The 24,411-nt window shown below is 41.0% G+C and carries 19 protein-coding genes; 12 read left to right on the top strand and 7 right to left on the bottom strand.

The genetic code is table 11. The features are described 5' to 3' along the window. The first annotated feature begins 3 nt into the window (after window positions 1-3). The gene (locus tag INE92_RS20790; protein ID WP_008641786.1) at window positions 4-1,137 is read left to right on the top strand and encodes a glycosyltransferase family 4 protein; all 1,134 of its coding nucleotides are present in this window, start codon (window positions 4-6) and stop codon (window positions 1,135-1,137) included. Further along, window positions 1,134-1,946, top strand: a complete 813-nt coding sequence (locus tag INE92_RS20785) for an FkbM family methyltransferase (protein WP_008641784.1) — start codon at window positions 1,134-1,136, stop codon at window positions 1,944-1,946. The genes INE92_RS20790 and INE92_RS20785 overlap by 4 nt, the downstream gene beginning before the upstream one ends. Here the strand turns inward: INE92_RS20785 and INE92_RS20780 are convergent, their stop codons facing one another. Further along, a complete protein-coding gene (locus tag INE92_RS20780; RefSeq protein WP_004315559.1) occupies window positions 1,947-2,858 on the bottom strand; it encodes a lipopolysaccharide kinase InaA family protein in 912 nt (303 codons plus the stop codon). Between the two features lie 231 nt (window positions 2,859-3,089). Between INE92_RS20780 and INE92_RS20775 the strand changes: the two genes are divergently transcribed. Continuing rightward, a complete protein-coding gene (locus INE92_RS20775; protein WP_195436609.1) occupies window positions 3,090-4,148 on the top strand; it encodes a glycosyltransferase family 9 protein in 1,059 nt (352 codons plus the stop codon). Here the strand turns inward: INE92_RS20775 and INE92_RS20770 are convergent. The 3 genes from INE92_RS20770 to INE92_RS20760 are packed head-to-tail and all read right to left on the bottom strand — an operon-like array spanning window position 4,131 to window position 6,907. After that, entirely contained in the window at window positions 4,131-5,207 is a 1,077-nt protein-coding gene (locus INE92_RS20770; RefSeq protein WP_061448425.1) for a glycosyltransferase family 4 protein, read from the bottom strand. The genes INE92_RS20775 and INE92_RS20770 overlap by 18 nt on opposite strands. A gap of 59 nt (window positions 5,208-5,266) precedes the next feature. Beyond that, a complete protein-coding gene (locus INE92_RS20765; RefSeq protein WP_009039118.1) occupies window positions 5,267-6,298 on the bottom strand; it encodes a glycosyltransferase family 9 protein in 1,032 nt (343 codons plus the stop codon). A gap of 3 nt (window positions 6,299-6,301) precedes the next feature. Next, window positions 6,302-6,907 (bottom strand): DUF4254 domain-containing protein, encoded by a 606-nt coding sequence (locus INE92_RS20760; protein WP_015532111.1) that lies wholly within the window; start codon window positions 6,905-6,907, stop codon window positions 6,302-6,304. Window positions 6,908-7,024: 117 nt separating this feature from the next. On the opposite strand from INE92_RS20760, the gene pdxB reads away from it, so the two are divergent. Then, entirely contained in the window at window positions 7,025-8,065 is a 1,041-nt protein-coding gene (gene pdxB, locus INE92_RS20755; protein ID WP_061448408.1) for a 4-phosphoerythronate dehydrogenase PdxB, read from the top strand. 101 nt (window positions 8,066-8,166) lie between these two features. Here pdxB and purN read toward each other — a convergent pair whose 3' ends face one another. Next, the gene (purN, locus tag INE92_RS20750) at window positions 8,167-8,793 is read right to left on the bottom strand and encodes a phosphoribosylglycinamide formyltransferase (RefSeq protein ID WP_032851049.1); all 627 of its coding nucleotides are present in this window, start codon (window positions 8,791-8,793) and stop codon (window positions 8,167-8,169) included. Window positions 8,794-8,891: 98 nt separating this feature from the next. Between purN and INE92_RS20745 the strand changes: the two genes are divergently transcribed. The 3 genes from INE92_RS20745 to rnc are packed head-to-tail and all read left to right on the top strand — an operon-like array spanning window position 8,892 to window position 11,439. Beyond that, on the top strand, window positions 8,892-9,128 hold the full coding sequence (locus INE92_RS20745) for an acyl carrier protein (protein ID WP_002558672.1): 237 nt from the start codon (window positions 8,892-8,894) through the stop codon (window positions 9,126-9,128). Between the two features lie 15 nt (window positions 9,129-9,143). Beyond that, window positions 9,144-10,406, top strand: coding sequence for a beta-ketoacyl-ACP synthase II (fabF, locus tag INE92_RS20740; protein ID WP_008024013.1), 1,263 nt, complete (start codon window positions 9,144-9,146; stop codon window positions 10,404-10,406). Continuing rightward, a complete protein-coding gene (gene rnc, locus INE92_RS20735; protein ID WP_151921543.1) occupies window positions 10,372-11,439 on the top strand; it encodes a ribonuclease III in 1,068 nt (355 codons plus the stop codon). Before fabF ends, rnc begins: the two co-directional genes overlap by 35 nt. Here rnc and INE92_RS20730 read toward each other — a convergent pair. Continuing rightward, entirely contained in the window at window positions 11,381-12,391 is a 1,011-nt protein-coding gene (locus tag INE92_RS20730; RefSeq protein WP_004315551.1) for an ATP-dependent 6-phosphofructokinase, read from the bottom strand. The two genes, rnc and INE92_RS20730, sit on opposite strands and share 59 nt — an antisense overlap. Before the next feature lie 137 nt (window positions 12,392-12,528). On the opposite strand from INE92_RS20730, the gene INE92_RS20725 reads away from it, so the two are divergent. Continuing rightward, entirely contained in the window at window positions 12,529-14,055 is a 1,527-nt protein-coding gene (locus INE92_RS20725) for a GH3 auxin-responsive promoter family protein (RefSeq protein WP_015532109.1), read from the top strand. A gap of 240 nt (window positions 14,056-14,295) precedes the next feature. Here INE92_RS20725 and mnmA read toward each other — a convergent pair whose 3' ends face one another. Then, window positions 14,296-15,435, bottom strand: coding sequence for a tRNA 2-thiouridine(34) synthase MnmA (gene mnmA / locus INE92_RS20720; protein WP_195436610.1), 1,140 nt, complete (start codon window positions 15,433-15,435; stop codon window positions 14,296-14,298). A gap of 53 nt (window positions 15,436-15,488) precedes the next feature. On the opposite strand from mnmA, the gene INE92_RS20715 reads away from it, so the two are divergent. The 4 genes from INE92_RS20715 to INE92_RS20700 all read left to right on the top strand — a co-directional run bounded on the left by INE92_RS20715 (window position 15,489) and on the right by INE92_RS20700 (window position 24,245). Beyond that, complete coding sequence (locus INE92_RS20715) at window positions 15,489-18,329, top strand: DEAD/DEAH box helicase (RefSeq protein ID WP_195436611.1); 2,841 nt, start codon at window positions 15,489-15,491, stop codon at window positions 18,327-18,329. Window positions 18,330-18,474: 145 nt separating this feature from the next. After that, entirely contained in the window at window positions 18,475-21,081 is a 2,607-nt protein-coding gene (locus INE92_RS20710; RefSeq protein WP_008024001.1) for a DUF4955 domain-containing protein, read from the top strand. A 21-nt stretch (window positions 21,082-21,102) separates the two neighbouring features. Continuing rightward, complete coding sequence (locus INE92_RS20705; RefSeq protein WP_008023999.1) at window positions 21,103-23,100, top strand: PL29 family lyase N-terminal domain-containing protein; 1,998 nt, start codon at window positions 21,103-21,105, stop codon at window positions 23,098-23,100. A 332-nt stretch (window positions 23,101-23,432) separates the two neighbouring features. Continuing rightward, the gene (locus INE92_RS20700; protein ID WP_004315541.1) at window positions 23,433-24,245 is read left to right on the top strand and encodes a Cof-type HAD-IIB family hydrolase; all 813 of its coding nucleotides are present in this window, start codon (window positions 23,433-23,435) and stop codon (window positions 24,243-24,245) included. The last annotated feature ends 166 nt before the right edge of the window (window positions 24,246-24,411 follow it).

Genomic DNA, 24,411 nt, shown 5'->3' with positions numbered 1-24,411 from the left:
GAAATGAGAATAGGTTTTGACGGAAAACGTGCAGTACAGAATTTCACCGGTTTGGGTAATTATAGCCGCTATATAGTGGATATTCTATGCCAATTCTATCCGGAGAATGAATATGTATTGTATGCCCCCAAGAAACGGGAAAATAAAAGGCTGAACAAATTAACGAAGCAATATCGGCAACTACAGCTTTCTTACCCCACTACTTCTTTCTGGAAAAAGTTAAGTTCGTTATGGCGAGTGTTGGGAGTCACCCGCCAATTGGAAAAAGAAAGAATTGATATTTTTCACGGACTTAGCAATGAATTACCCCTGAATATCCATAAAAGTAAGGTAAAAAGTATCGTAACAATCCACGATTTGATATTTCTGCGATACCCACAATACTATCATTCGATCGACAGGAATATATATACATACAAATTCCGCAAAGCCTGCGAAAATGCGGATAGAATCATTGCTATCAGCGAATGTACCAAACGTGATATTATTGAGTATTTCGGGATTCCTGCCGATAAGATAGAAGTTGTTTATCAGGGATGTGATACTTCATTCACGCACCCTGTAACAGAAGAGAAAAAAAGAGAAGTCCGAGCTAAATATCAGCTACCGGAACACTATATCCTCAACGTAGGAAGTATTGAAGAACGAAAGAATGCCCTTTCGGCGGTACAAGCACTGACGATGCTTCCTGAACAAATTCATCTTGTCATTGTAGGACGCCATACAGAATACACTGATAAGATTGAACGTTTTATTAAGGAGAATAAGCTGGAAGAAAGAGTGCACATCATCAGCAATGTTCCTTTTGATGATCTGCCGACTTTTTATCAGCTAGCTGAAATTTTTGTATATCCTTCACGCTTTGAAGGCTTTGGCATCCCCATTATAGAAGCTTTATACTCCGGAATTCCGGTAGTAGCCGCAACAGGTTCTTGCCTGGAAGAAGCCGGAGGTCCCGACTCAATCTATATACATCCCGACGATATCAAAGGAATGGCCAATGCTTTCAAACAGATATACTCTGACCCTGAAAGAAAGAAAGTAATGATTGAAAAAGGGCAAATATTTGCCAAAAGATTCTCTGAAGAAAAGCAAGCGGAAGAGATCTTAAACATCTACAAGAAATTAATGAGATGAACATACTTAAACACACAATAAAGAAATTTATATATGGCACTCTCCCATATTATTTCATGAAAGGATATAAGCCCGGCTCTCCTTATCTGAAATACTATGAATATATTAAAGAACATGGATATTCAAGACACCTGTATGAATTCAAAGATGAATATGCAAATATGCCCGTTGACGTACAGAAAGACGAGGAGAAAGGTTTATACTATGTTCAAAAAGAAGAGAAACGGCTCTATTTCAGAAAGAGCACTCCGGCCAGGAAAATTCAAAAATATTACAGGGCTTTGAGCATGGAACAAGACAGGCGCTCACCGCACCATTACTTCAACAGCGTTAAAGAAGTGACAGGAAAGGTATTTGTAGATGTCGGTTGCGCCGAAGGATATTCTTCATTGGAAATCATCGAAGAAGCTAAACATGTCTACTTGTTTGAGCAGGACGAACAATGGCTGGAGGCCATCAGAGCTACTTTTGAACCATGGCAAAATAAAGTTACGATTGTCCAAAAATATGTAAGCGACCATAATTCTTCGAGAGAACAAACTCTGGATGACTTCTTCAACAATCAAACGGAGGAGCATCTATTTCTAAAAATGGATATCGAAGGAGCTGAACGGCATGCATTGGCCGGATGCAAGAACTTATTCCAGAATTGCCAGAAGTTGGATTTTGCAATTTGCACATACCATCTACATGATGACGAAGCAGTCATTTCTGCATTTTTGGATAAGAATAACTGCACATATACCAATCAGAAAGGTTTTTTCAGGCATAAAATCCGCAGTGTAGTCATGCGCGGAAGTAAGAGTTAATCATTGATAATCAGCAGAAAGCAATTCGCAATAGTCATACTTACACAAGTATGTATCATAAATGCGCTTTTCTTTTTTCAATAAGAAACGTGAGATATGCGGTTCCCAGGAAAAGAACTTACGCACTGAACGGTACAAACGGAAGAATAAAATCAGGGATACGATATGCCTTTCTTTTTCTTTTCGTGCCGCACGACGATAAATATAATGAGTAAAGAACTGATCGCTATAACGAAGAGCCAGACTAACAGTAGATTCTACATCCCATCCCCTCAAAGAAGCGTATTCTGTCATTATATAAGTCAGCACTTCACGAGAGATGCATAAACGACACATATTACGGCACACAGTATCACAATCAATATCCGATAGCAACTGCATGCGATTCACGTCGACCAAGGAAAAACTATATTCATTCGCATCATTCTGATGGATCAATATATTGCCGGGAGAATAGTCCAAATGCAGGATACCTGCCTGATGCAAAGCAGCCGTGTAGCGCGCAAAAGCAGAAAGTTTATCTTCATTTCCTTCCACTTTCCCATCCATCAGGGAACGGACTGTTTCGCCACCATCATAACAACAAATGTAATAGCTATGTGAAAGAAGACCACTTTGGAATTGTTCGATCATAGCAACTGGCTCCGGAGTGTCAAAGCCATGTTGTTGAATTTCCATAGAGTAAATATAGGAACGCTCTGCTTTTGATTGCCGGAAAAACGAATATACAACACGATTGATGATGTGAGGCTTCTTAAAGCTCTTCACCACAACATCAATGCTGCCTAAGCCAATTCGTTTTAAAACATTACGCCCATCGTACACCACATCTCCTTTTTCCTGGAAGGACCTTGGAATTTCTTCTATCTCCTTCTGCAGATGCGCGTACTTGGGATTTACAATCACTCTCATTACACTCTCCTATATAATACTAATTACAAAGATGGAGCAAAGATAAAGAAATTAAGGCATATTCCGACTATATTTTTTTCTTTTCTCACAAAGATTGGCTAACTCTCTATACATATAAGTACTGTTGCGAACAACTTTAGTCGTTTTTTCTTTTTTCTTTTCATTTATATTTAGACATAAATGCTTTTTTTTAGCTATGTTTGCACGATAAAAAGCATAAAGAAGTCAAGCATGAAACCAATCAAAAAAATTCTGATTATTCGATTTAGACAAATAGGGGACTCTATTCTGGCTGTTGCATTGTGCAGTACGCTGAAAAAAAGTTTTCCCGATGCAGAAATACACTTTGTGCTGAATAAAAATATAGCATCGCTCTATGAGGGTCACCCGGACATAGATAAGGTTATTACATTTGACAAGAATGAGAATAAACCATTCACTGCTTATATAAAAAAAGTATGGCAAGTGACGCACCAAAACAAATACGATGTCATCATCGATATGCGTTCTACGATCCGGACTCTTTTTTTCTCTCTTTTTTCATTAAAAACCCCTTTCCGGATAGGGCGTATCAAGGGATACACACGTTTGCTATTAAATTATCGGACAGACACTTACAGCAATAGTCTAACAACTGATATGGTAGAACGCAACCTATTGCTTGCAGCGCCATTAGAGAAAATCAAGCCTATTCAATATACAAAAGAATTCAGGTTATACCTCACTGACCAGGAGAAAAAAGACTTTCGATATTATATGGAAAAGGAGGGGATAGATTTCGCGCGCCCTGTATTCCTAATAGGAGTCACCACCAAGCTCCTCCATAAAAAATGGAATACGGAGTTTATGATAACCACACTTAAAAGAATATTGGAAGAATACAAGGACATACAAATGATCTTCAACTATGCACCGGGGTATGAAGAAGAAGATGCAAGAAATATCTACAAGGAATTGGGATGTCCGGAACGCATCAAGATTGATATACAAGCCTCTTCATTACGACAACTGGCAGCACTTTGCGCCAACTGCTCGTTTTATTTCGGAAACGAAGGAGGAGCCCGACACATTGCGCAAGCCCTCGAAATTCCTTCATTCGCTATTTATTCACCAAGCGCCTCTAAATCAATGTGGTTACCTGCAAATTCCGTACTTGCCCGAGGTATTAGTCCCGACGATATTCTTCCGCCGGAACAACAAGCAACATTAACTTATGAAGAACGTTTCGCATCAATTACCCCGGAAAAGGTATACGATCAATTAACTTCGACATTAAGACAATTGAGCTAACTCGCGATATAAATCAAGATAAGCTTGTATATGCTTCTCGTAACTGAATGAAGCTGCATGTTCTTTCATTCTGGTCAAGCGTTCCTCATCTTTATAGAAATCAGGCAAATGTTCCCGGATACTTTGCACCATAGATTCTGTATCCAAATGTTCCCACATGATGGCATGTCCATTACAAACTTCCGGCAAACTAGTGCGATTAGCAGCAAATACAGCTTTTCCAAACTGCATAGCTTCTACCACAGGCAGCCCAAAACCTTCTCCTTCACTAGGAAACAGGAACGCTTCACAGTTCCGATACAACCAAATCTTTTCACTTTGAGTGATTACATCTGTCAAAAACACATTAGTGACTTGCTTCTCACGAATCAGATTACGCACTTCTTCAGCATAAGCGAAATGGGCATCTCCACAAATATACAAATCATATTCCGGGAAATGGCGCATTACGTCAACCAGGAGATGGAAATTCTTTTTCCTACGGATCTGTCCAATCGTAAAAAAGAAAGGACGTCCCGTCGCAAAAGACGGCTGGGTTCCTTCCAACATATCGATCCTCTCCACCCCATTATAGATGACCCGGATCTCTTTCCCCTTCAAATCTATATGTTGGCGAATGACATCTGCTACATAATGAGAAATCGTTGTGACTACTGATGCCTTATTGACCTTATTCTGCATCCGACGAAGATACATTTTAGCCTTCCAAGGCTTTTTCTCCGTTAAGAAATTAAAGTCATGTATAGTAAAGATAAACTTTGTACCACCGGCAATACGTAACAACTTCCGCTGCTGATTCACCGCATGCCATACATCTACTTTAGGAAGAGTAAAAGGGAAAAACTTATTGATACGACGTACCGGAACAGAGGTCACATTCGGGCCAAATTCCTGCATATATTTCTGTCTCAACAAATATACAAAATGAAGATCCTCTACCGGCATAGACGAAAAAGCGGCCGCATAGTTGGCCGCAATCTGTCCGAAACCAGCTGTTAGACTACCATAATTCGTAAGATCTATCAGTACCTTTTTCTTTCGTTGTATCTCTTTTTCCATCATTATTTGATTCTACGCTCTTTCGGCTCAAAAACAACTAAATTGAATTCCTGCAAATATCAACCTACAATCCCTTCTATTTTTGCAATAACCTGTTCCGGCTTTATATCTCTTAAACAGGCATAATCACCACGCCAACAAGGCTTCTGTCCATATACAGAGCAGGGACGGCATGACAAATCAAGTTGCACGGTATTAACCGGCAATTGCTTCCAGCCCATAAAACCGGCATAAGGATGAGTGGCCCCCCAAATAGAAACAACCGGAATATTGACCAAGGACGCCAAATGCATATTGGCAGAATCCATTGAAAGCATCACATCTAAATGGCTCATCAGATTCAGCTCGGTACGCATATTCAGTTTACCGATCATTGAAACAACAGAAGGATATTTAGCAATCCATGCGTCAAACACTTCCTGCTCGCTTTTACCACCTCCAAAAAGAAAAACTTTCACTTGTGGGTTAGCCGCAAAATGTGCTATAACCTGCTCCTGCAACTCTAACGGATAAATCTTACCTCTGTGTTTGGCAAAAGGGGCTATACCAATCCATTTTTGACCTTCCTTAGGTCCTGTGACTGGCTCTATCTCTGCAAAGTTGCCTTTTCCTTCGCCATAAATAGAAGAGAAATTTAATAAAACCGGCAAACCGAGCTTCTCAAGCACATCGGCATAACGGCGAAAAGAACTCTTCTGATTCTCCATCACCTTATCGTGACGACGAACCAGTTTCTTTTTACCGGCCCTTCCCTTACATATGGAAGCTACCGGTTTATTGGCAAGACGGAATCGCAGACATAAATATTTGGAACGAAGCACATGATGAAAATCAGCAATGTAATCAAAATGCATCGCTTTCAACTCCGAATAGAGGCTATTCAAGCCCCAAAGCCCCTTGTGTTTGCCTGTTAAGTCAGCTCCGACAAAACCTACATTCGTAGGCAGCCCCTGAAAGAGCGGCTGCCATACAGCACGACTTAACACTGTTATTTCGTGCTGCGGGTATTGCACAGCCAGCGAATGTATTACCGGTATTGTCATGGCTACATCGCCAAGAGCTGAAAAACGAATAATGAGAATACGCGCCATTCGTTATTTTTTAGCATAAAGCACCGGATTCAATGCCGGGTCATTATACATTTTCATCTGTTTATATACTTTCATATATTTTCTCCCGGCTTCGATATCAACCAATAACTGCTCAATAGCCGTAGAGAGGTCTTTACGTTGTTCCAGCAGGATATTCAGCTTAGTCTGACATTGAAGACGGTGTTCCTCTGTAGTATCCGTACGTTCCACTTCCTGCTGCATGTGGTAAATTTTCAATGCAAGAATTGACAAGCGGTCAATAGCCCATGCAGGACTTTCTGTATTGATCGTTGCGTCAGAAAGAGGTTTTACTTCTTTGTATTTGTCTAAGAAGTAGCTATCAATTAGTTCCACCAAGTCTGTACGATCCTGATTTGATTTATCAATTCTTCTTTTCAAAGCCAATGCTTCTACCGGATCAATCTGCGGGTCACGGATAATATCCTCAAAATGCCATTGCACAGCATCAATCCAGTTCTTTAGATATAAATAATACTCAATAGTTTTCAACTCGTAAGGATTGTTCATCGGAGCATCCACACTATCCGTTACATGGTAATCTGTTGTCGATTTCCAAAAAATCTCGTTGCAAAGGTTACTAAATGTCATAATCTTAACTAGCTAATAGATATATAATAGGGCAAATCTATGTAATATTTTTCAGACAAGCAACCCTTTCTTACTTTTTTATTTGTTACCTTTGTGGGTATAAAAGATGAATTGTATATGAAAATTATTATCGACAATAAAATACCATTTATAAAAGAAGCGGTTCAGAGAATAGCCGATGAGGTGGTTTATGTACCGGGGAAAGATTTCACTCCGGAGCTCGTACGGGATGCAGACGCACTCATTGTCCGTACCCGCACACATTGCAACCGGGATTTATTGGAAGGTAGTCGGGTAAAATTCATAGCAACGGCAACCATAGGTTTCGATCACATTGATACAGAGTATTGCAAACAGGCAGGCATAGAATGGACAAATGCTCCGGGATGCAATTCTGCTTCTGTCGCCCAATATATACAGTCATCGCTTCTGGTGTGGAAATCTTGCAGAAACAAAAAGTTAAACGAACTGACGATTGGAATCATAGGAGTGGGAAACGTAGGGAGTAAAGTAGCTAAAGTTGCCCGGGATTTTGGCATGCGCGTTTTACTGAATGATTTGCCACGGGAGGAAAAAGAAGGAACAGAGCAGTTCGCTTCACTAAGTAAAATAGCAGAAGAATGTGATATCATTACCTTTCACGTACCTTTATATAAGGAAGGGAAATATAAAACCTTCCACCTGGCAGATGAGAACTTCTTCCAGTCACTCAAACGAAAACCGGTTATCATTAATACCTCCCGAGGAGAGGTCATTGACACCAATGCTCTTTTAAAAGCCCTAGACAGCCGGATCATTTTAGATGCCATCATCGATGTGTGGGAGCATGAGCCGGAAATTAACCGTGAGTTACTGGATAAAGTATTTATTGGCACTCCCCACATTGCGGGTTACTCTGCCGATGGAAAAGCAAACGCCACACGCATGTCACTGGATGCCATTTGCAAATTCTTCCAAATAGAAGCTGATTATAAAATAAACGCACCGGCACCCGCCTCTCCTATTATACATGCCAAAAAACATGAAGAAGCAATCCTCCAAATATATAATCCAGTCGAAGATAGCACCCGATTGAAAAATCAACCGGAACAATTCGAAACCTTACGCGGGGATTATCCTTTGCGGCGAGAAGAGACAGCTTATTTAATCAAATATTAAGAAATAAGTATTAAGTATTAGGTATTAAGTATTAACCGTAGCGACCGAGAACTTCATGAAATTCCGTCAAACGATTATCTGCATGGAGTAATACTTAATACCTAATACTTATTTCTTAATACTTGTTCTATGACTTGCGGGAAGTGTTCATATTCCAAGGCATGCACTTTTTTGGCTACATCATCCGGAGAATCTGTCGGAAGAACAGGACAAGTAGCCTGGAAGATTGCATTTCCTTCGTCATAATGCTCATTTATATAATGTATAGTGATACCGCTTTCCTTTTCACCGGCAGCCACTACCGCTTCATGAACCCGGTCTCCATACATTCCTTTGCCTCCGAACCTCGGCAGAAGAGCAGGATGTATATTTATAATTTTATCGGGATAAGCATGCAAAAGCAAGTCAGGCACACGAACCAGAAAGCCAGCCAGTACGACAAAGTCGATGCGGTACTCCTGCAAAATAGCCAAAATTTCATCTCCGGCTATCCAGTCCTCCTTTGGAAACACGTTACAGGGCACTCCCAAACGATGCGCACGTTCCAAAACGTATGCATCACTTTTATTAGAAAGTACCAACGAAACCTGAACGGAATCGTTTTTTTGGAAATACCGGATAATATTCTCGGCATTTGAACCGGAACCGGAAGCAAAAATTGCGATGTTTTTCTTCATAACTCTCAAATTCGATGCACAAAACAGTGAAAAATGTGCAAAACTTTGCATTTATTTAGTCAAATATTTGCGCAAAACGATAAATATTCATTCCTTTGCACCGCAAATTTAAAGAAATAAAACTAATTATTAATTAAAAACTTAAAGTTATGTCTGAAATTGCATCAAGAGTAAAAGCGATTATCGTTGATAAATTAGGCGTAGAAGAATCAGAAGTTACAACCGAAGCAAGCTTCACTAACGACCTGGGAGCAGATTCTCTTGACACTGTAGAACTTATCATGGAATTCGAAAAAGAATTCGGTATCTCTATTCCTGATGACCAAGCAGAAAAGATTGGTACTGTAGGTGATGCTGTATCTTATATCGAAGAACACGCTAAGTAATTCGATTTCATCAATATGGAATTAAAAAGAGTGGTAGTAACAGGCCTTGGCGCCATTACTCCCGTTGGCAACAGCGTTCCCGAATTTTGGGAAAACCTTGTGAACGGGGTTAGTGGAGCAGGGCCTATTACTCATTTTGATGCGTCGTTATTCAAGACACAATTCGCATGCGAAGTGAAAGACTTCGATGCAACGAAATACATAGACCGCAAAGAAGCAAGAAAGATGGACCTGTATACTCAATATGCCATCGCTGTTGCCAAAGAAGCGGTGAGTGATTCCGGTCTTGATGTCGAGAAAGAAGACTTGAACAAAATCGGTGTTATTTTCGGCGCCGGTATTGGTGGTATACATACATTTGAAGAAGAGGTAGGCAACTACTACACTCGTCAGGAAATGGGTCCGAAGTTTAATCCGTTCTTCATTCCAAAGATGATTTCGGATATTGCAGCCGGACAGATTTCTATCATGTATGGTTTCCATGGTCCTAACTACGCGACTTGTTCAGCATGTGCTACTTCAACCAACGCTATTGCAGATGCTTTCAACCTGATTCGTCTGGGTAAAGCAAACGTAATTGTATCCGGTGGTTCGGAAGCAGCTATCTTCCCGGCAGGTGTGGGCGGTTTCAACGCTATGCACGCACTGTCAACACGCAACGACGAAGCTTCTAAAGCTTCACGTCCGTTTAGCGCAAGCCGTGATGGTTTCGTTATGGGCGAAGGTGGCGGTTGCCTGATCCTGGAAGAACTGGAACACGCTAAAGCTCGCGGTGCAAAAATCTATGCAGAAGTTGCCGGTGTAGGTATGTCTGCAGATGCACATCACCTGACAGCTTCTCATCCAGAAGGTCTGGGAGCGAAATTGGTGATGAAAAATGCACTGGAAGATGCGGAAATGGATCCGAAAGAAGTAGATTATATCAATGTACACGGTACATCTACTCCGGTTGGTGACATTTCAGAAGCAAAAGCAATCAAGGAAGTATTCGGTGATCATGCGTTCGAGTTGAACATCAGTTCAACAAAATCAATGACAGGTCACTTGCTGGGAGCTGCCGGTGCGGTAGAATCTATTGCAAGTATCCTTGCTATCAAGAACGGCATTGTTCCTCCGACTATCAACCACGAAGAAGGTGACAACGACGAGAATATCGACTATAACCTTAATTTCACGTTCAATAAAGCACAGAAACGCGAAGTTAATGTTGCCTTGTCCAATACATTTGGATTTGGTGGTCACAATGCGTGCGTTATCTTCAAGAAATACGCAGAGTAATATCGTGTTACGTAACGAAATAGATAAGATAAGGCTCTTGTTCCGCAAGGATAGAGAGTCTTATCTTTGTTTTTACCGGATACTCGGGTTCTACCCGCGCAATATCCAACTTTATGAGCAGGCTCTCCTGCACAAATCAACTTCTGTCCGCTCCGACAAGGGACGTCCCCTCAACAATGAACGGCTGGAGTTTTTAGGTGACGCCATCCTCGACGCCATCGTAGGAGATATTGTCTATAAACGTTTTGAAGGGAAACGGGAAGGTTTCCTGACCAACACACGTTCTAAGATCGTACAACGGGAGACTTTGAATAAGTTGGCCGTTGAAATCGGCTTGGATAAACTCATAAAGTATTCCACCCGCTCTTCTTCTCACAACAGTTATATGTACGGAAATGCTTTTGAGGCATTTATCGGAGCTATTTATCTGGATCAGGGGTATGAACGCTGCAAACAGTTTATGGAACAACGGATCATCAACCGTTATATCGACCTGGATAAAATATCCCGAAAAGAGGTTAACTTCAAATCCAAACTTATTGAGTGGAGCCAAAAAAATAAGATGGAGGTTTCCTTTGAGTTAATCGAGCAATTTCTCGATCACGACAGCAACCCTGTTTTCCAAACTGAAGTACGCATTGAAGGACTTCCGGCAGGAACAGGTACGGGATATTCCAAAAAAGAGTCTCAACAGAATGCTGCCCAAATGGCTATAAAGAAAGTAAAGGAACCCGTATTTATGTCAACTGTCGAAGAGATCAAAGCACAACATTCAGCAACTACAACAGAACCGGAGGTTGAACTTGCAACTAACTCTGAAACAGAATTGGCAACTGAACTTGAGAATGAATTTGAGAATGAACTTGAAGCCGAACTGAATGTAATTCCCGAGACAAAACCGAAGAATGTTTTAGAAGAAAACACCTCCGATAATGAAATTTCTACGGTACAACCTACTATGGAAGCCGAGGAGACTAGCCAAAGCAAATCCCCATGCGACGCCCCTGAATCACCAAATCGTGATCTTCAGTAACTAATTTCAGTTTTCCTGCAACTTCTTCAAGAGGGATAGATGCAATATCGTCCCCTTTTAAAGCTACCATACGCCCGAATTCACCCTTGGCGATCAATTCTGTCGCGTGGCCGCCCATACGGGTAGAAAGATTGCGGTCGAAAGGAGTAGGCGAACCACCACGCTGAATATAGCCCAGAACTGTTTCGCGAGTTTCTATACCAGTTTCATATTCAATCTCCTGCGCAATATATTCAGCAGCCCGTTTGCGTCCGTCTGTCCTAATACCTTCTGCTACCACTACAATAGAATAAGGCTTGCCCTTTTTCAGTCTTTCCAGAATCGTATTACCAATATTTTTAATGTCATAAGCAATTTCAGGGAGAAGAATCACATCCCCTCCTCCTGCCATACCGGAATACAAGGCAATCCAACCCGCCTTGTGCCCCATCACTTCAATCACCATCACCCTTTTGTGAGAACTTGCGGTGGAATGTAAACGGTCGATGGCATCGGTAGCAATACTTACTGCCGAGTCGAAACCGAAAGAAATATCTGTACCCCAAATATCATTATCAATGGTTTTAGGAACAGATACGATATTCACTCCCATCGCAGCAAACTTCGCCGCAGTCTTCTGTGTTCCATTTCCGCCGATACAAACGACACAGTCGAGTTCCATTTCCCGGATATTCTGAAGGATTAAAGACGGTTTGTCAACATCAGAGACAACGCCTCCTTTTTTGAAAGGCTTCTCACGAGATGTTCCTAACATCGTTCCACCCAGATTGAGCAAACCGGAGAGCGACTTGTCTGTAATAGATTCGACATCTTTAGTCAGCAAGCCCTGAAAACCGCTGTGAATACCTACTACTTCCATCCCGTAATAATTGATGGCAGTTTTGCACACGCCACGAATCGTGGCATTAATACCGGGACAGTCCCCGCCGGATGTTAAGATTCCAATTCTCATTGTCGCATTTTTTAGTCTAAAACTCGGGATTTATATGAAAGTCGTCTATTTTTAACGATTATTTCCGTCGTAAAGATAGAAAAAAAAGATAAATAAGTTACTTTTGCACGACTAAACATTATTATGTTAAAGCAGAAATGAATATTACAAAAATTATTAGTAAGACTTTCGATTCCCGTTTAAAACAGATAGACCTATATGCTAGTCAGGCTAGTGAGATACAGCATCGTGTGTTAAGCCGCTTAACACGCCAGGCCGCTCAAACTGAATGGGGAAGAAAGTACGATTATTCCTCTATTCGTAACTATGAAGATTTCCGTAAACGTGTTCCTATCCAGACATACGAAGAAATTAAGCCTTATGTAGAACGTTTGCGAGCTGGGGAACAGAATCTGCTTTGGCCATCGGAGATACGCTGGTTTGCAAAATCTTCCGGAACGACTAATGATAAAAGTAAATTCCTTCCTGTCAGCAAGGAAGCGCTGGAAGATATTCATTACAGAGGAGGAAAAGACGCAGCAGCTCTTTATTTCCGCATCAATCCGGATAGCCATTTTTTCTCCGGCAAGGGACTGATTCTAGGAGGGAGCCATAGCCCGAACCTCAATTCCAATCATAGTTTAGTAGGAGATTTATCCGCTATTCTGATTCAAAACGTAAATCCGCTTATCAATTTCATTCGCGTACCAAGCAAGAAAATTGCATTGATGAGCGAATGGGAAACCAAGATAGAAGCAATCGCCAACAGCACTATTCCGGTAAATGTGACAAGCCTATCCGGTGTGCCGTCGTGGATGCTGGTACTTATCAAACGTATCCTTGAAAAGACAGGAAAGCAGGCACTGGAAGAAGTATGGCCCAATCTGGAAGTTTTCTTCCATGGTGGAGTGGCTTTCACACCGTATCGTGAGCAATATAAACAGGTGATTACAACACCTAAAATGCATTATGTAGAGACCTACAATGCTTCGGAAGGATATTTCGGAACCCAGAACGACCTTTCCGATCCTGCCATGTTATTAATGATCGACTATGGAATTTTCTACGAATTTGTTCCGTTGGAGGAAGTGGGAAAAGAAAATCCACGGGCTTATTGTCTTGAAGAAGTCGAGCTTAACAAGAACTATGCAATGGTTATTTCTACTTCCTGTGGTTTGTGGAGATACATGATTGGTGATACTGTGAAGTTTACCAGCAAGAATCCCTATAAGTTTGTCATCACGGGAAGAACGAAGCATTTCATCAATGCATTTGGTGAAGAGCTGATTGTCGATAATGCTGAAAAAGGATTGGCAAAGGCTTGCGCCGAAACCGGAGCACAAATTTGCGAATACTCTGCGGCGCCGGTGTTTATGGATGAGAACGCAAAATGCAGGCACCAGTGGCTGATAGAATTTGCCAAAATGCCGGATTCCGTAGAAAAGTTCGCCGCAATACTTGACGCTACGCTGAAAGAGGTTAACTCTGACTATGAGGCCAAACGATGGAAAGATATTGCTTTGCAACCATTGGAAGTGATCGTTGCCCGTCAGGGATTGTTCCATGACTGGCTGGCACAGAAAGGAAAACTGGGAGGACAACACAAAGTACCCAGATTAAGCAATACACGCGAATATATAGAAGCAATGCTGGTGCTGAATAATAGCGCTCATCCGGAAGAATAACCAAAAACCAAAACATAACCACTACAAGTTTTTTTCCATTACAGAGGTTACTTGTATAAGGAGAGAGCGTCAAAACAACTCTCCGATTTCTTTCAGGCACGGATTACACGAATTACATGGATAAGTTTATTCTCTTTCCTTGTTTATTCGTGTAATCCGTGCCTTAGTTATGTCGATTAGCAAGCTAAGTTTTGTTTTAAAAAACTTGCGTCAGAGCGTTCATCTTCCCAATATATAAGATTACCGGGCGTTGACTATGATTCCTCCTCCTAGTAGCAATCCGTCTCCATAGAATGCAGCAGCCTGCCCGGGAGCAATGGCTGTTAATGGTTCATGGAGCTGCACGTGCAGTAAATGATCCGATGTGACGGTAATCGTGCCATAGTTTTCCTGCTTGCGATAGCGTATCTTCACAATTATGTCAGAGCGTCCTAAAGTACGCTCCTGATTTACAAGATTCCAATCTTTCAACCACATTTCTGTTTTTTCCAACGATGAAAGAGAAGCCAACATCACTTCATTCTTTTCAGGATCAATCTCTTTCACAAATACAGGACGATTCAGATGAATGCCCAAACCGCGTCTCTGCCCAATAGTATAAAAGGGATAGCCTTCATGCCAGGCAATAAAATTTCCCTTTTCATCGACAAATCTTCCTCTTCTGATTCTGTCAGACCAGGTCTGTTTATCGCTGCCCGATGTCTGACTATTGTTGATTGATGCCTCACTATTACTGACCGACATCTGACCATTTCTGACCAACCAGTCTTTTAAAAAGGTCCGATAGTCCATCGGGCAAAAACAGACACCGATACTATCCTTTTTGGTTGCCACCTTTCGAAAGCCATGTTCAGCAGCCCAGGCACGGGCTTCAGCTTTCGTAATATCGCCCATCGGCAACAGCATCCTATTAAGAATATCCTGTTTCAATCCCCATAAGAAGAAGGTTTGATCCTTATCCGAATCGGCGGCGTATGTTATATAAAAGGTTTCATTTAGTTGTATATTCTGTGCATAGTGTCCAGTAGCAATATAAAAAACTCCCATTTCATCGGCAATCTTAGCAAGCAAAGGCCATTTCAGGTAATTATTGCACAAGGTACAGGGGACCGGAGTACGTCCTGCCAGGTATTCCTGCACAAAATATTCAATAATCTGCCGGGCAAATATTTCACGGGCATCGTATGTTATATGCCGTATTCCTAAACGTTCTGCCAAATTACGGGCATCTTCCAAGTATTCTGTCGAACCATTCAATTCATAAAAACGGAAGGTTACCCCGATTACTTCATAACCGGCTTCCAGCAGTCGCATAGCAGCAACAGAGCTATCTGTACCACCACTCATTCCAAGCAATACGCGTTTGTTTTCCTCTATCATGCTGCAAAATTAAGTATTTTCCCGTATCTTTGTCAGTTAAAGCCTAAAAGAGAATGAAAGAGAGACCAACTAACGGACAAGTTATAATCGTTTTCACAGAGCATCCGATACTCGGCATATTACTGATTCCGTATATTGCGGAAAGGCTGAACGATGGCACCTTGCAATTAGTGGAGCAAGCGTTTCACGCCTCTCCGGAAGCTATGAGCATAATGAGCGAAGCGGAAAGACAAGCTATCGATATCGCTTCATACTATACAGAAAAGTATCTGATGGGCCTCTACTCCCGTGAAAAAACAGTATCACGCTTTCTACATAAGCTATCCGAAGATCCGGAACGAATTAAAAATAATATTCGTCCGTTTATCGAAAAGAAGCTGTTGGAGATGCTGGCGTTGATACGGGAAAACGGACTGCCTTTTTATCAGAAACAAGCCGGTAGCAAAATCTTATACGCCCATCATATTTATCATATCAACCCTCACGACGTAGAAATTCGCGTAACGTTTCATGTTGACAGTAAAACGTTCCGTTATCAGTTGCAGTGTTATTATGAAGGGCAACCGTTCTCTTTGAGTGAGTTAAAACCGGTAGTTGTACTGACCTCCTCGCCGACCACTCTATTATTGGGAATGGAGTTATATTTCTTTCCGCACATTGAAAGCGCACGTATCTTACCTTTCACAAAGAAAAGATCAATTAGCGTAGACGCTTTGCAGATTGAAAAATACATAGACAACATCGTTATTCCAATTGCACGTTATCACGATATCGAGACTCACGGTTTGAATATTACTGAAGAAGAATGTGCCTGTGAAGCTGTTCTCTCATTCGAAGATGCCACATACAACGGACAAGCATTGCAACTTGTCTTCCGCTATGGAGACCAGACATTTGCACCAGATAGTGCTAATGAAATGAAGAAAATCATTTATCGGAAAACATCCGGTGAAATCGGCTTTTTCCGGCGTAATATTACAGTGGAAGAACAAGCAGTCCAACTCTTAACGAATGCCGGTCTGCAACAACTCAATGCCACACACTTCCAACTATCTGCCAAAGCTCCGGAAAAGACAATTGTCGAATGGATCAACAATCATCGGGAGATGTTGCAGCAATCCTTTCACCTTACCAGTAATGTAGGGAATGCGTTGTATTGTCTGGATGAGATACGCATCGAGCAAAGTTGCGACGATGAGGTTGACTGGTTCGAACTGCACATCACTGTTGTTATCGGTAATCTGCGCATTCCTTTTTCACGTTTCCGCAAACATATCCTCGAAGAAAAGCGGGAATATCTGCTACCTGACGGGCGTATGATTCTCCTGCCTGAAGAGTGGTTCAGCAAATATGCGAACTTACTGGAGATGGGAGTACAAACAGAAAAAGGAATTCGGTTGAAACATGCATTTATAGGTGCCGTACAGACAGCTTTGGATGAAGATGGAGTGAAAAAAATCCCCGCGAAGCAGCAAATACATAACGTTGCCGTACCAAGAACGCTTAAAGCAACATTACGCCCCTATCAGCAGAAAGGATTCTCGTGGATGGTACACCTCCATAAACAAGGATTTGGCGGATGCCTGGCAGATGACATGGGACTCGGGAAGACGCTTCAGACTCTTACCCTGCTACAGTACATATATAAGCCATCCGCTCCCAAACAACCCGCTACCCTAATTGTAGTCCCCACATCACTACTTCACAACTGGCGACGGGAAGCCAAGCGCTTTACAGGGCTCTCAATGATGGAATACAACAACACCGTGGCTATAGACAAGAAACGTCCGGAAAAATTCTTCGGTCATTTTCACTTGATCTTTACTACGTATGGCATGATGAGAAATAACATTGATATACTCTCTTCCTACCGTTTCGAATATGTCGTGCTCGATGAAAGCCAGAATATCAAGAATAGCGAATCGCTCACCTTCCGGTCGGCAATTCAACTGCAAAGCAAACACCGACTCGCACTGACAGGTACTCCTATCGAAAACTCATTAAAGGACCTGTGGGCTCAATTTCATTTTATACAACCGGACTTACTGGGCACGGAAAGTGCTTTCCAAAAGCAGTTCATAATGCCGATTCGCCAGGGAAACGAACGCGTACGAGTGCAGTTGCAACAACTGACTGCCCCATTCATCCTCCGCAGAAGCAAGAAAGAGGTAGCTCCGGAACTTCCTGAACTTACGGAAGAAACAATCTACTGCGACATGACTGAAGAGCAGAACACGTGTTACGAACAGGAGAAAAACAGCCTGCGAAACATACTTCTCCAGCACCCTCAAAGTACGAACAGGCTCCATTCGTTTAGTGTACTAAATGGCATTTTGCGTTTACGACAACTCTCTTGTCATCCGCAACTCATTCTTCCTGATTATACCGGAACATCCGGAAAAACCGCACAGATAATCGAAACATTCGATACATTACAAAGCGAAGGACACAAAGTCCTAATTTTCTCTTCATTCGTCAAACATCTGGAGGCCTTGGCTGAAGCTTTCCAAGAACGAGGCTGGAAATATGCCCTATTAACAGGAGCAACCAACAACCGGCCCTCCGAAATCGCCCATTTCACCGAGCAAAAAGATGTTCAGGCATTCCTTATTTCACTAAAAGCAGGAGGTGTGGGGCTCAATCTTACACAAGCCGACTATGTATTCATCATAGATCCCTGGTGGAATCCTGCCGCCGAATCGCAAGCCATCGCCCGTGCCCATCGTATCGGTCAGGATAAGCAAGTGATTGCCTATCGCTTCATTACACAAAACAGTATCGAGGAAAAGATTCTGCATCTGCAAGATGAGAAACGAAAACTGGCGGAAACATTTGTTGCCGACAGTGAGTCATTGCCTATATTAAGCAATGAGCAATGGGTAGACCTGCTCTAATAATACATAAAGCCTCAATCTATCACAGAGGTGTGTAAAATGTATTATTTCATCGTATTCCTGAATTTTTTTATCCATATACTCTTATTTTATCCGGTTATCTTTGCCACTGTGAAAATTATAAATAACCCGAAATAATAAATGTATGAAAAACAGGAGCATTACCTACCTATTACTATTTGGTATTTGCAGCATGTTGGCAATCATGCAATCATGCCAAAAAACAGACGACCTGGAAGCAGACATCAATTCTCTGAAAGACCGTGTCGCTGCTTTGGAAAAAGCAACGGAAGGACTGAATACTTCATTTGCCAGTCTGCAAGCCCTTATGCAAAAAAACAAAATCATTATCGGAATTACTCCGACTAAAGATGGCTTAGGATATTTGCTGGAACTTAGTGACGGAACAAGCATTAAAGTCATGGAGAGTGAAGCAGTACAAGCGTCTGTCCCTGAATTTTCCGTAGACGAAGAAGGCTACTGGATATATAAAACAAGTAATGATACAGATTTCAAATATCTGCCAGGAGCCGATGGAGAGAAAATATCAGCCTGGCCCCGTGATGGAGAAGGCAATGTGGTGGCAACTCCATTAATCAGCGTATCTTCCAGTGGATATTGGCAAGTGAGCTACGATAATGGACAAACATATACAAGCTTAGGAACTAAGGCCGAAGGTGGAAGTCAGGGAGGAACCAGCATATTCAGCAAGGTAGAATATAATGAAGCAAACCATACTTTCTCATTCACCCTGGCTGATGGTGAAAAAACATATACTTTCCCAGTAGACGACAGCTTCGGACTGATCATTTATGGTCTCAATGACGCTGAAAGTGAACAAGCTGTGCAAGTTTTTGCCCCCAATGAAAGCCATAAAGAGTATAAAGTAGAACAGAATGACGTGCAACAAGCTGCAATACAAGCTCCTAAAGGATGGGATGTTCTTTTATCCGAGAACTTATTAACTATCACACCACAAGCAACTGTTGTAAAAGACGTAGAAGAAACAATTAAGATTGTACTTACTTCATCAAAGAATTATATCCGTATTGTTTCTATTGAAGTGAAACAACTTTCCAATGAAACCGGAGCAAAAGCCTGGCAACAATTTGTAAACGCAGATCAACAAAATGTATTATTGGACTTTTCATACGCCGGATATAAACATGGTGAAATAGCTCCTCCTGAAATAGAAACATTAATAGCACAAGGATATAAAGTATACGATGTTACAGATCCCCAATATGGGGCTATCCCCAACGACGGCAAATCTGACAGAGCAGCTTTCATGAAGGTACTGGAAGAAATAGCAAGAGAAACAAAGCAAGAAGATCTCAATAATATGACAGATCGATATATTAAGGAAAACGCTAAAGCTATTATCTACTTCCCAGAAGGGAATTATATTCTACAAGATGAGGATTCTAAGGATCGCAGGATTCGTATATCGATGAGTGATATTGTTTTAAAAGGAGCCGGAAGAAACAAAACAACACTCGAAATGACTGCTGCAAATAATTCTCCCAAACCTACTGAGGAAATGTGGAATGCTCCTGTTATGATGGAGTTCAAACATAATACAGGATTAGGAGAATCAATTGGTGCTATCACTGAAGACGCTCCCATAGGCAGCAAAACCATAACGGCCAGTTTAACAGGAGTAAGTGCGGGCAGTTGGGTATGTCTCGTACTGGGAACCCCCAAGTTGGGAAACACGGATAATGATGTTATTAATTCCGAACTATCGCCTTATCAATGGCAAGATATTAAGGTACAACAAGGCATTACTCCCAATATCAAAACAAATGGTATTCAAATATTCGAATACCATCAGATTGAAAAGATTAGTGGTAACAGTATTACCTTTAAAGAACCCATCATGCATGCTATTAATAAAGATTGGGGATGGAATGTACATAAATTCGCCAATTATGCCAATGTTGGCGTAGAAGACCTTACATTTAAAGGACATGCCAAAGAGAAGTTTATTCATCACGGCTCTGACATAGATGACGGTGGTTTTAAGCTTATCGATTTTGTACGTCTGACCAATTCATGGATGCGCCGGGTTAATTTTGAAAGTGTTAGTGAAGCCATGTCAATCACAAGTTCTGCCAATTGTTCTGCTTATGACATCACTATTGGTGGTAATCGTGGACATGCTTCTATCCGCTCGCAAGCTTCTTCCCGTATCTTTATTGGAAAAGTAACTGAAAGCAGCAATGGCTACACACTTAGAAAAGGAGAAGGTGAAAGCACATTGATGGAATATAAAACAAACGTTGGTCAATATCACGCTTGCGGTGTTTCAAAGCAAAGCATGGGTGCTGTAATATGGAATGTGAAATGGGGAGATGATTCTTGCTTTGAATCACATGCCACACAGCCACGTGCAACATTAATTGACTGCTGTACTGGCGGTTTCATGCATTGGAGACAAGGAGGAGACTCTGCTCAAATGCCAAATCACATGGAGAATCTGACAATATGGAATTTCTATGCAACAAATGTACAAACAGATCAGGACATCGATACAGAAGGTAAATTTACCTGGTGGGATAGTAACGGCTTTTGGTGGAAATTTATGCCTCCTATCATTGTCGGTTTCCACGGAAGTCCTTTAGATTTTGATGCTACTCAAATGAAGCGACTCGAAAGTAACGGAACTGCTGTGGAACCATATTCACTCTATGAGGCTCAATTACGTAAACGTTTGGGATATGTTCCTTCCTGGCTATCCTCTTTAAAATAATAACTTTAAAACAATATAATCATGAAAAAAGTATGGAGTATGTTCATGTTATTGGCTGTATGCCTGGTAGCATGTACCAACATTGACGATTTGGAAGATGATGTAGACGCACTGAAAAAGCGCGTTACCGCACTCGAGACACAAGTACGTGATATAAATAGTAACACAGAAGCTCTTCGCGAACTTTATAATGAAGGAACATTTATTACTAATATAGAGGAAAAGTCTGATTCCTACACACTCACTTTGAGCAATGGAAAAACAGTAAATCTATATATGAAAAACGATAATAACCTGTTATGCCCTATTATCGGTATCGATTCAGAAGGCTACTGGACTGTTCTTTACAACAAAAATGAAACTCCGGAGCGTCTGACTGTAAACGGACAACCTGTGAAAGCTAATGGAGAGAGTGGCAAGACTCCTACATTTAATGTAGATAGTGAAGGCTACTGGCAGGTTAGCTATGATGAAGGAAAAAACTATGAATATATATACAAAGAAGGAACTACTGACAAAGTCAGCGCAACTGGTGACGGTTCCGCTCCGGCAGAAGACAAAAACTTCAAGAGTGTAACAGTAGAAAACAACGAACTGGTCTTAGTACTTGCGGGTGAGGATGCTCCAACCATACGTATCCCTATCATCAGCGACTTTGAATGTAGTTTTGCGGCTGAAGATTTAGAACAAATACAAGAGTTTTCTGCAGGTGAAACGAAAGAATTTACCATGACCATGAGAGGAGTAAAAAATACAATGATTACTGCTCCAGAAGGATGGAGTGCTAAATTCTCTAAGGAAGCTGGAAAAGAAAATGTATTGATTGTTACTGCCCCTGCATCAAGCGCAAAGATGATGACTCGTGCAACAGCTGATAACAGTACTGATATTGCGATATTGGCAACAAGTGGAAAGTATGCTATGATTGCAAAGATTCAGGTTAGTATTAAGAATCGTACGGATTATAAAGCCGATTTTGATCATGGTAAAGACATTACTATCGGCGGCATCACCATCAACAACCAAATTTATTCAGATGCTGACATACAAATATTGGATGCAACAGATGCCGATGTGGCACTTGACACTTACTTTAGTGCTACAATGAGTAAACCTGTTATACTGTTCCTCACAGGTACAGCACACAATTTTACCACAACCGGAGTAAAATCAATCAGCAATGATGTTATTATCATCGGTCGATATGATGACGAGCAAGTAACACTTCGTCCTATTAATTGCTGGAAATCATGCAAAGGAAAGCTACTTTTTAAGAATATAAAAATAGATTTAAGTGATCTCAATGGAGGTAGCAATGCTGGTTATTTTATAAATAATGCAGGCGTTATCAGCAAGGGAGACTTTACTGACATCTGCATTGACAACTGTCTGATTGCGAATGTCTTGAAACCAATTTATTACGATGCAGCACAAAAGACTTACTTTGGTATAGACAACATCTCTGTTCAAGACACTCGTATTGAAGTTAATGCTATCAAAATTGCCTTGATAAATATATATAAAGGTTTCAATTTAGGAGATTATAAAACTTTCAACTTCAAGAACAATATAGTGTATAGCCAGACACCTCAAGAAGGCGTGCAAATATTAAACTGGGCTACTGGTAATATACCTTTATCAGATGGTGTACTTTCTGCCGAAATTATAAATAATACTTTTGTCAACATGATAGGTAGCAATATATTCTTCAGATATCAAAAAGGAACATCATTGACTATAAGCAAGAATATCTTTGACGTAAGTCCGGAAGCAGAATTCGGTTCCTACTATTATTCTTTCTTAGAAAGTTGCACACCTCAAATAGATGTAACCGACAATATCGTATATGGCTTAACCAAAAATTGGAATTATTATCATACAAGTTCTTTAGTTAAAGAACCAACAAGCGGTAATAACATAACCAAGCACGCAACAGCTCCTATTACTCAATATGATTATGTAAATGGTATATTTACATTAGCTAGCGATGTAGCTGGTTATGGAGCAACAATTGAATAAAACTCTTTTACCAGTTTAATAATAAAAGCCGCATAACTTTCGTTATGCGGCTTTTATTTATCTAAATGTCATATCATCAATCAAGAAATCAGAAACAGGAGAAGCTACTACATCCGAAAAATACGAGTCTGGTTCAAAAAGAAAGTCCCTGCATCTGATGCATGACAGCACGACGACTCAGATCTGAAGCTCCTTTATTAATATTCAATACTTTACAAAAACATCTGCCAAGTTGAACAAACGATGGCTGGCTTAGCTAAAGCCACATCTTTTCCCCCACCACCTTGCGGAAAAACTTTTTTAATCTATCTTTGCACCCAAAACAACGCTACATGAAATACAAACTTATCGTGCTCGACCTTGACGGCACACTCACCAATTCTAAAAAAGAAATCACTCCCCGCAACAGGGAAACTCTAATACGTATACAAGAGCAAGGAATACGACTCGTATTAGCTTCCGGACGACCTACTTATGGTATTGTACCATTAGCCAACGAATTACGGATGAATGAATTCGGAGGTTTCATCCTTTCCTATAACGGAGGTGAAATTATCAATTGGGAAACAAAAGAGATGGTATATGAAAATGTGCTACCTAATGAAGTTGTTCCGATGCTCTATGAATGTGCCCGTACCCACCAACTAAGTATATTAACCTATGACGGAGCAGATATAATAACAGAAAACTCTCAAGACCCATACGTACAGAAAGAGGCCTTTCTCAATAAAATGGCAGTACGGGAAACAAACGACTTCCTCACAGAGATCACGCTTCCTGTAGCCAAATGCCTCATCGTGGGAGACGCAGATAAACTCATTCCGCTTGAAGCAGAACTTAGTCTCCGGCTACAAGGACATATTAACGTTTTCCGTTCAGAACCCTATTTCCTCGAATTAGTTCCGCAAGGAATTGACAAAGCTCTTTCTCTTGCTGTCTTATTGAAAGAAATAGGAGTAGCACGAGAAGAAGTCATAGCAATGGGAGATGGCTATAATGACTTATCCATGATTAAGTTTGCAGGACTGGGAATTGCTATGGGAAATGCACAAGAACCTGTAAAAAAAGCAGCAAATTACATCACTCTAAGCAACGAAGAAGACGGTGTAGCAGAAGCTATTGATAAGTTTTGCAGTCAACAATAACCAAACATTTATTTTCATGCCGACAAAATTTTAGTTTCTCGGTGAGAAACCTTTGGTTTCCCGTAATGAAACCATTGGTTCCTCGGTGTGAAACTTTTAGTTTTATACCGGGAAACTAATAATATTATCAGTAAAACAACTCAAGAGCTAAAATCAACTCATCAAA

It is taken from the genome of Bacteroides xylanisolvens (genome assembly GCF_018289135.1).
Classification (GTDB): Bacteria; Bacteroidota; Bacteroidia; order Bacteroidales; family Bacteroidaceae; genus Bacteroides; species Bacteroides xylanisolvens.
The sequence above is the reverse complement of the archived record's forward strand: the minus strand, read 5'-3'. Positions and strand labels throughout refer to the sequence as shown.

What these genes read in the sequence shown, in the direction of transcription:
- pdxB (WP_061448408.1), top strand. Translation starts at nt 7,025, where the DNA reads ATGAAAATTATTATCGACAATAAAATACCATTTATAAAAGAAGCGGTT.
- rnc (WP_151921543.1), top strand. Translation starts at nt 10,372, where the DNA reads ATGCGTGCGTTATCTTCAAGAAATACGCAGAGTAATATCGTGTTACGT.
- INE92_RS20765 (WP_009039118.1), bottom strand. Translation starts at nt 6,298, where the DNA reads ATGGCGCGTATTCTCATTATTCGTTTTTCAGCTCTTGGCGATGTAGCC.
- INE92_RS20710 (WP_008024001.1), top strand. Translation starts at nt 18,475, where the DNA reads ATGAAAAACAGGAGCATTACCTACCTATTACTATTTGGTATTTGCAGC.
- INE92_RS20790 (WP_008641786.1), top strand. Translation starts at nt 4, where the DNA reads ATGAGAATAGGTTTTGACGGAAAACGTGCAGTACAGAATTTCACCGGT.
- purN (WP_032851049.1), bottom strand. Translation starts at nt 8,793, where the DNA reads ATGCAAAGTTTTGCACATTTTTCACTGTTTTGTGCATCGAATTTGAGA.
- INE92_RS20785 (WP_008641784.1), top strand. Translation starts at nt 1,134, where the DNA reads ATGAACATACTTAAACACACAATAAAGAAATTTATATATGGCACTCTC.
- INE92_RS20780 (WP_004315559.1), bottom strand. Translation starts at nt 2,858, where the DNA reads ATGAGAGTGATTGTAAATCCCAAGTACGCGCATCTGCAGAAGGAGATA.
- INE92_RS20725 (WP_015532109.1), top strand. Translation starts at nt 12,529, where the DNA reads ATGAATATTACAAAAATTATTAGTAAGACTTTCGATTCCCGTTTAAAA.
- mnmA (WP_195436610.1), bottom strand. Translation starts at nt 15,435, where the DNA reads ATGATAGAGGAAAACAAACGCGTATTGCTTGGAATGAGTGGTGGTACA.
- INE92_RS20700 (WP_004315541.1), top strand. Translation starts at nt 23,433, where the DNA reads ATGAAATACAAACTTATCGTGCTCGACCTTGACGGCACACTCACCAAT.
- INE92_RS20715 (WP_195436611.1), top strand. Translation starts at nt 15,489, where the DNA reads ATGAAAGAGAGACCAACTAACGGACAAGTTATAATCGTTTTCACAGAG.
- INE92_RS20705 (WP_008023999.1), top strand. Translation starts at nt 21,103, where the DNA reads ATGAAAAAAGTATGGAGTATGTTCATGTTATTGGCTGTATGCCTGGTA.
- INE92_RS20770 (WP_061448425.1), bottom strand. Translation starts at nt 5,207, where the DNA reads ATGGAAAAAGAGATACAACGAAAGAAAAAGGTACTGATAGATCTTACG.
- INE92_RS20730 (WP_004315551.1), bottom strand. Translation starts at nt 12,391, where the DNA reads ATGAGAATTGGAATCTTAACATCCGGCGGGGACTGTCCCGGTATTAAT.
- INE92_RS20760 (WP_015532111.1), bottom strand. Translation starts at nt 6,907, where the DNA reads ATGACATTTAGTAACCTTTGCAACGAGATTTTTTGGAAATCGACAACA.
- INE92_RS20775 (WP_195436609.1), top strand. Translation starts at nt 3,090, where the DNA reads ATGAAACCAATCAAAAAAATTCTGATTATTCGATTTAGACAAATAGGG.
- INE92_RS20745 (WP_002558672.1), top strand. Translation starts at nt 8,892, where the DNA reads ATGTCTGAAATTGCATCAAGAGTAAAAGCGATTATCGTTGATAAATTA.
- fabF (WP_008024013.1), top strand. Translation starts at nt 9,144, where the DNA reads ATGGAATTAAAAAGAGTGGTAGTAACAGGCCTTGGCGCCATTACTCCC.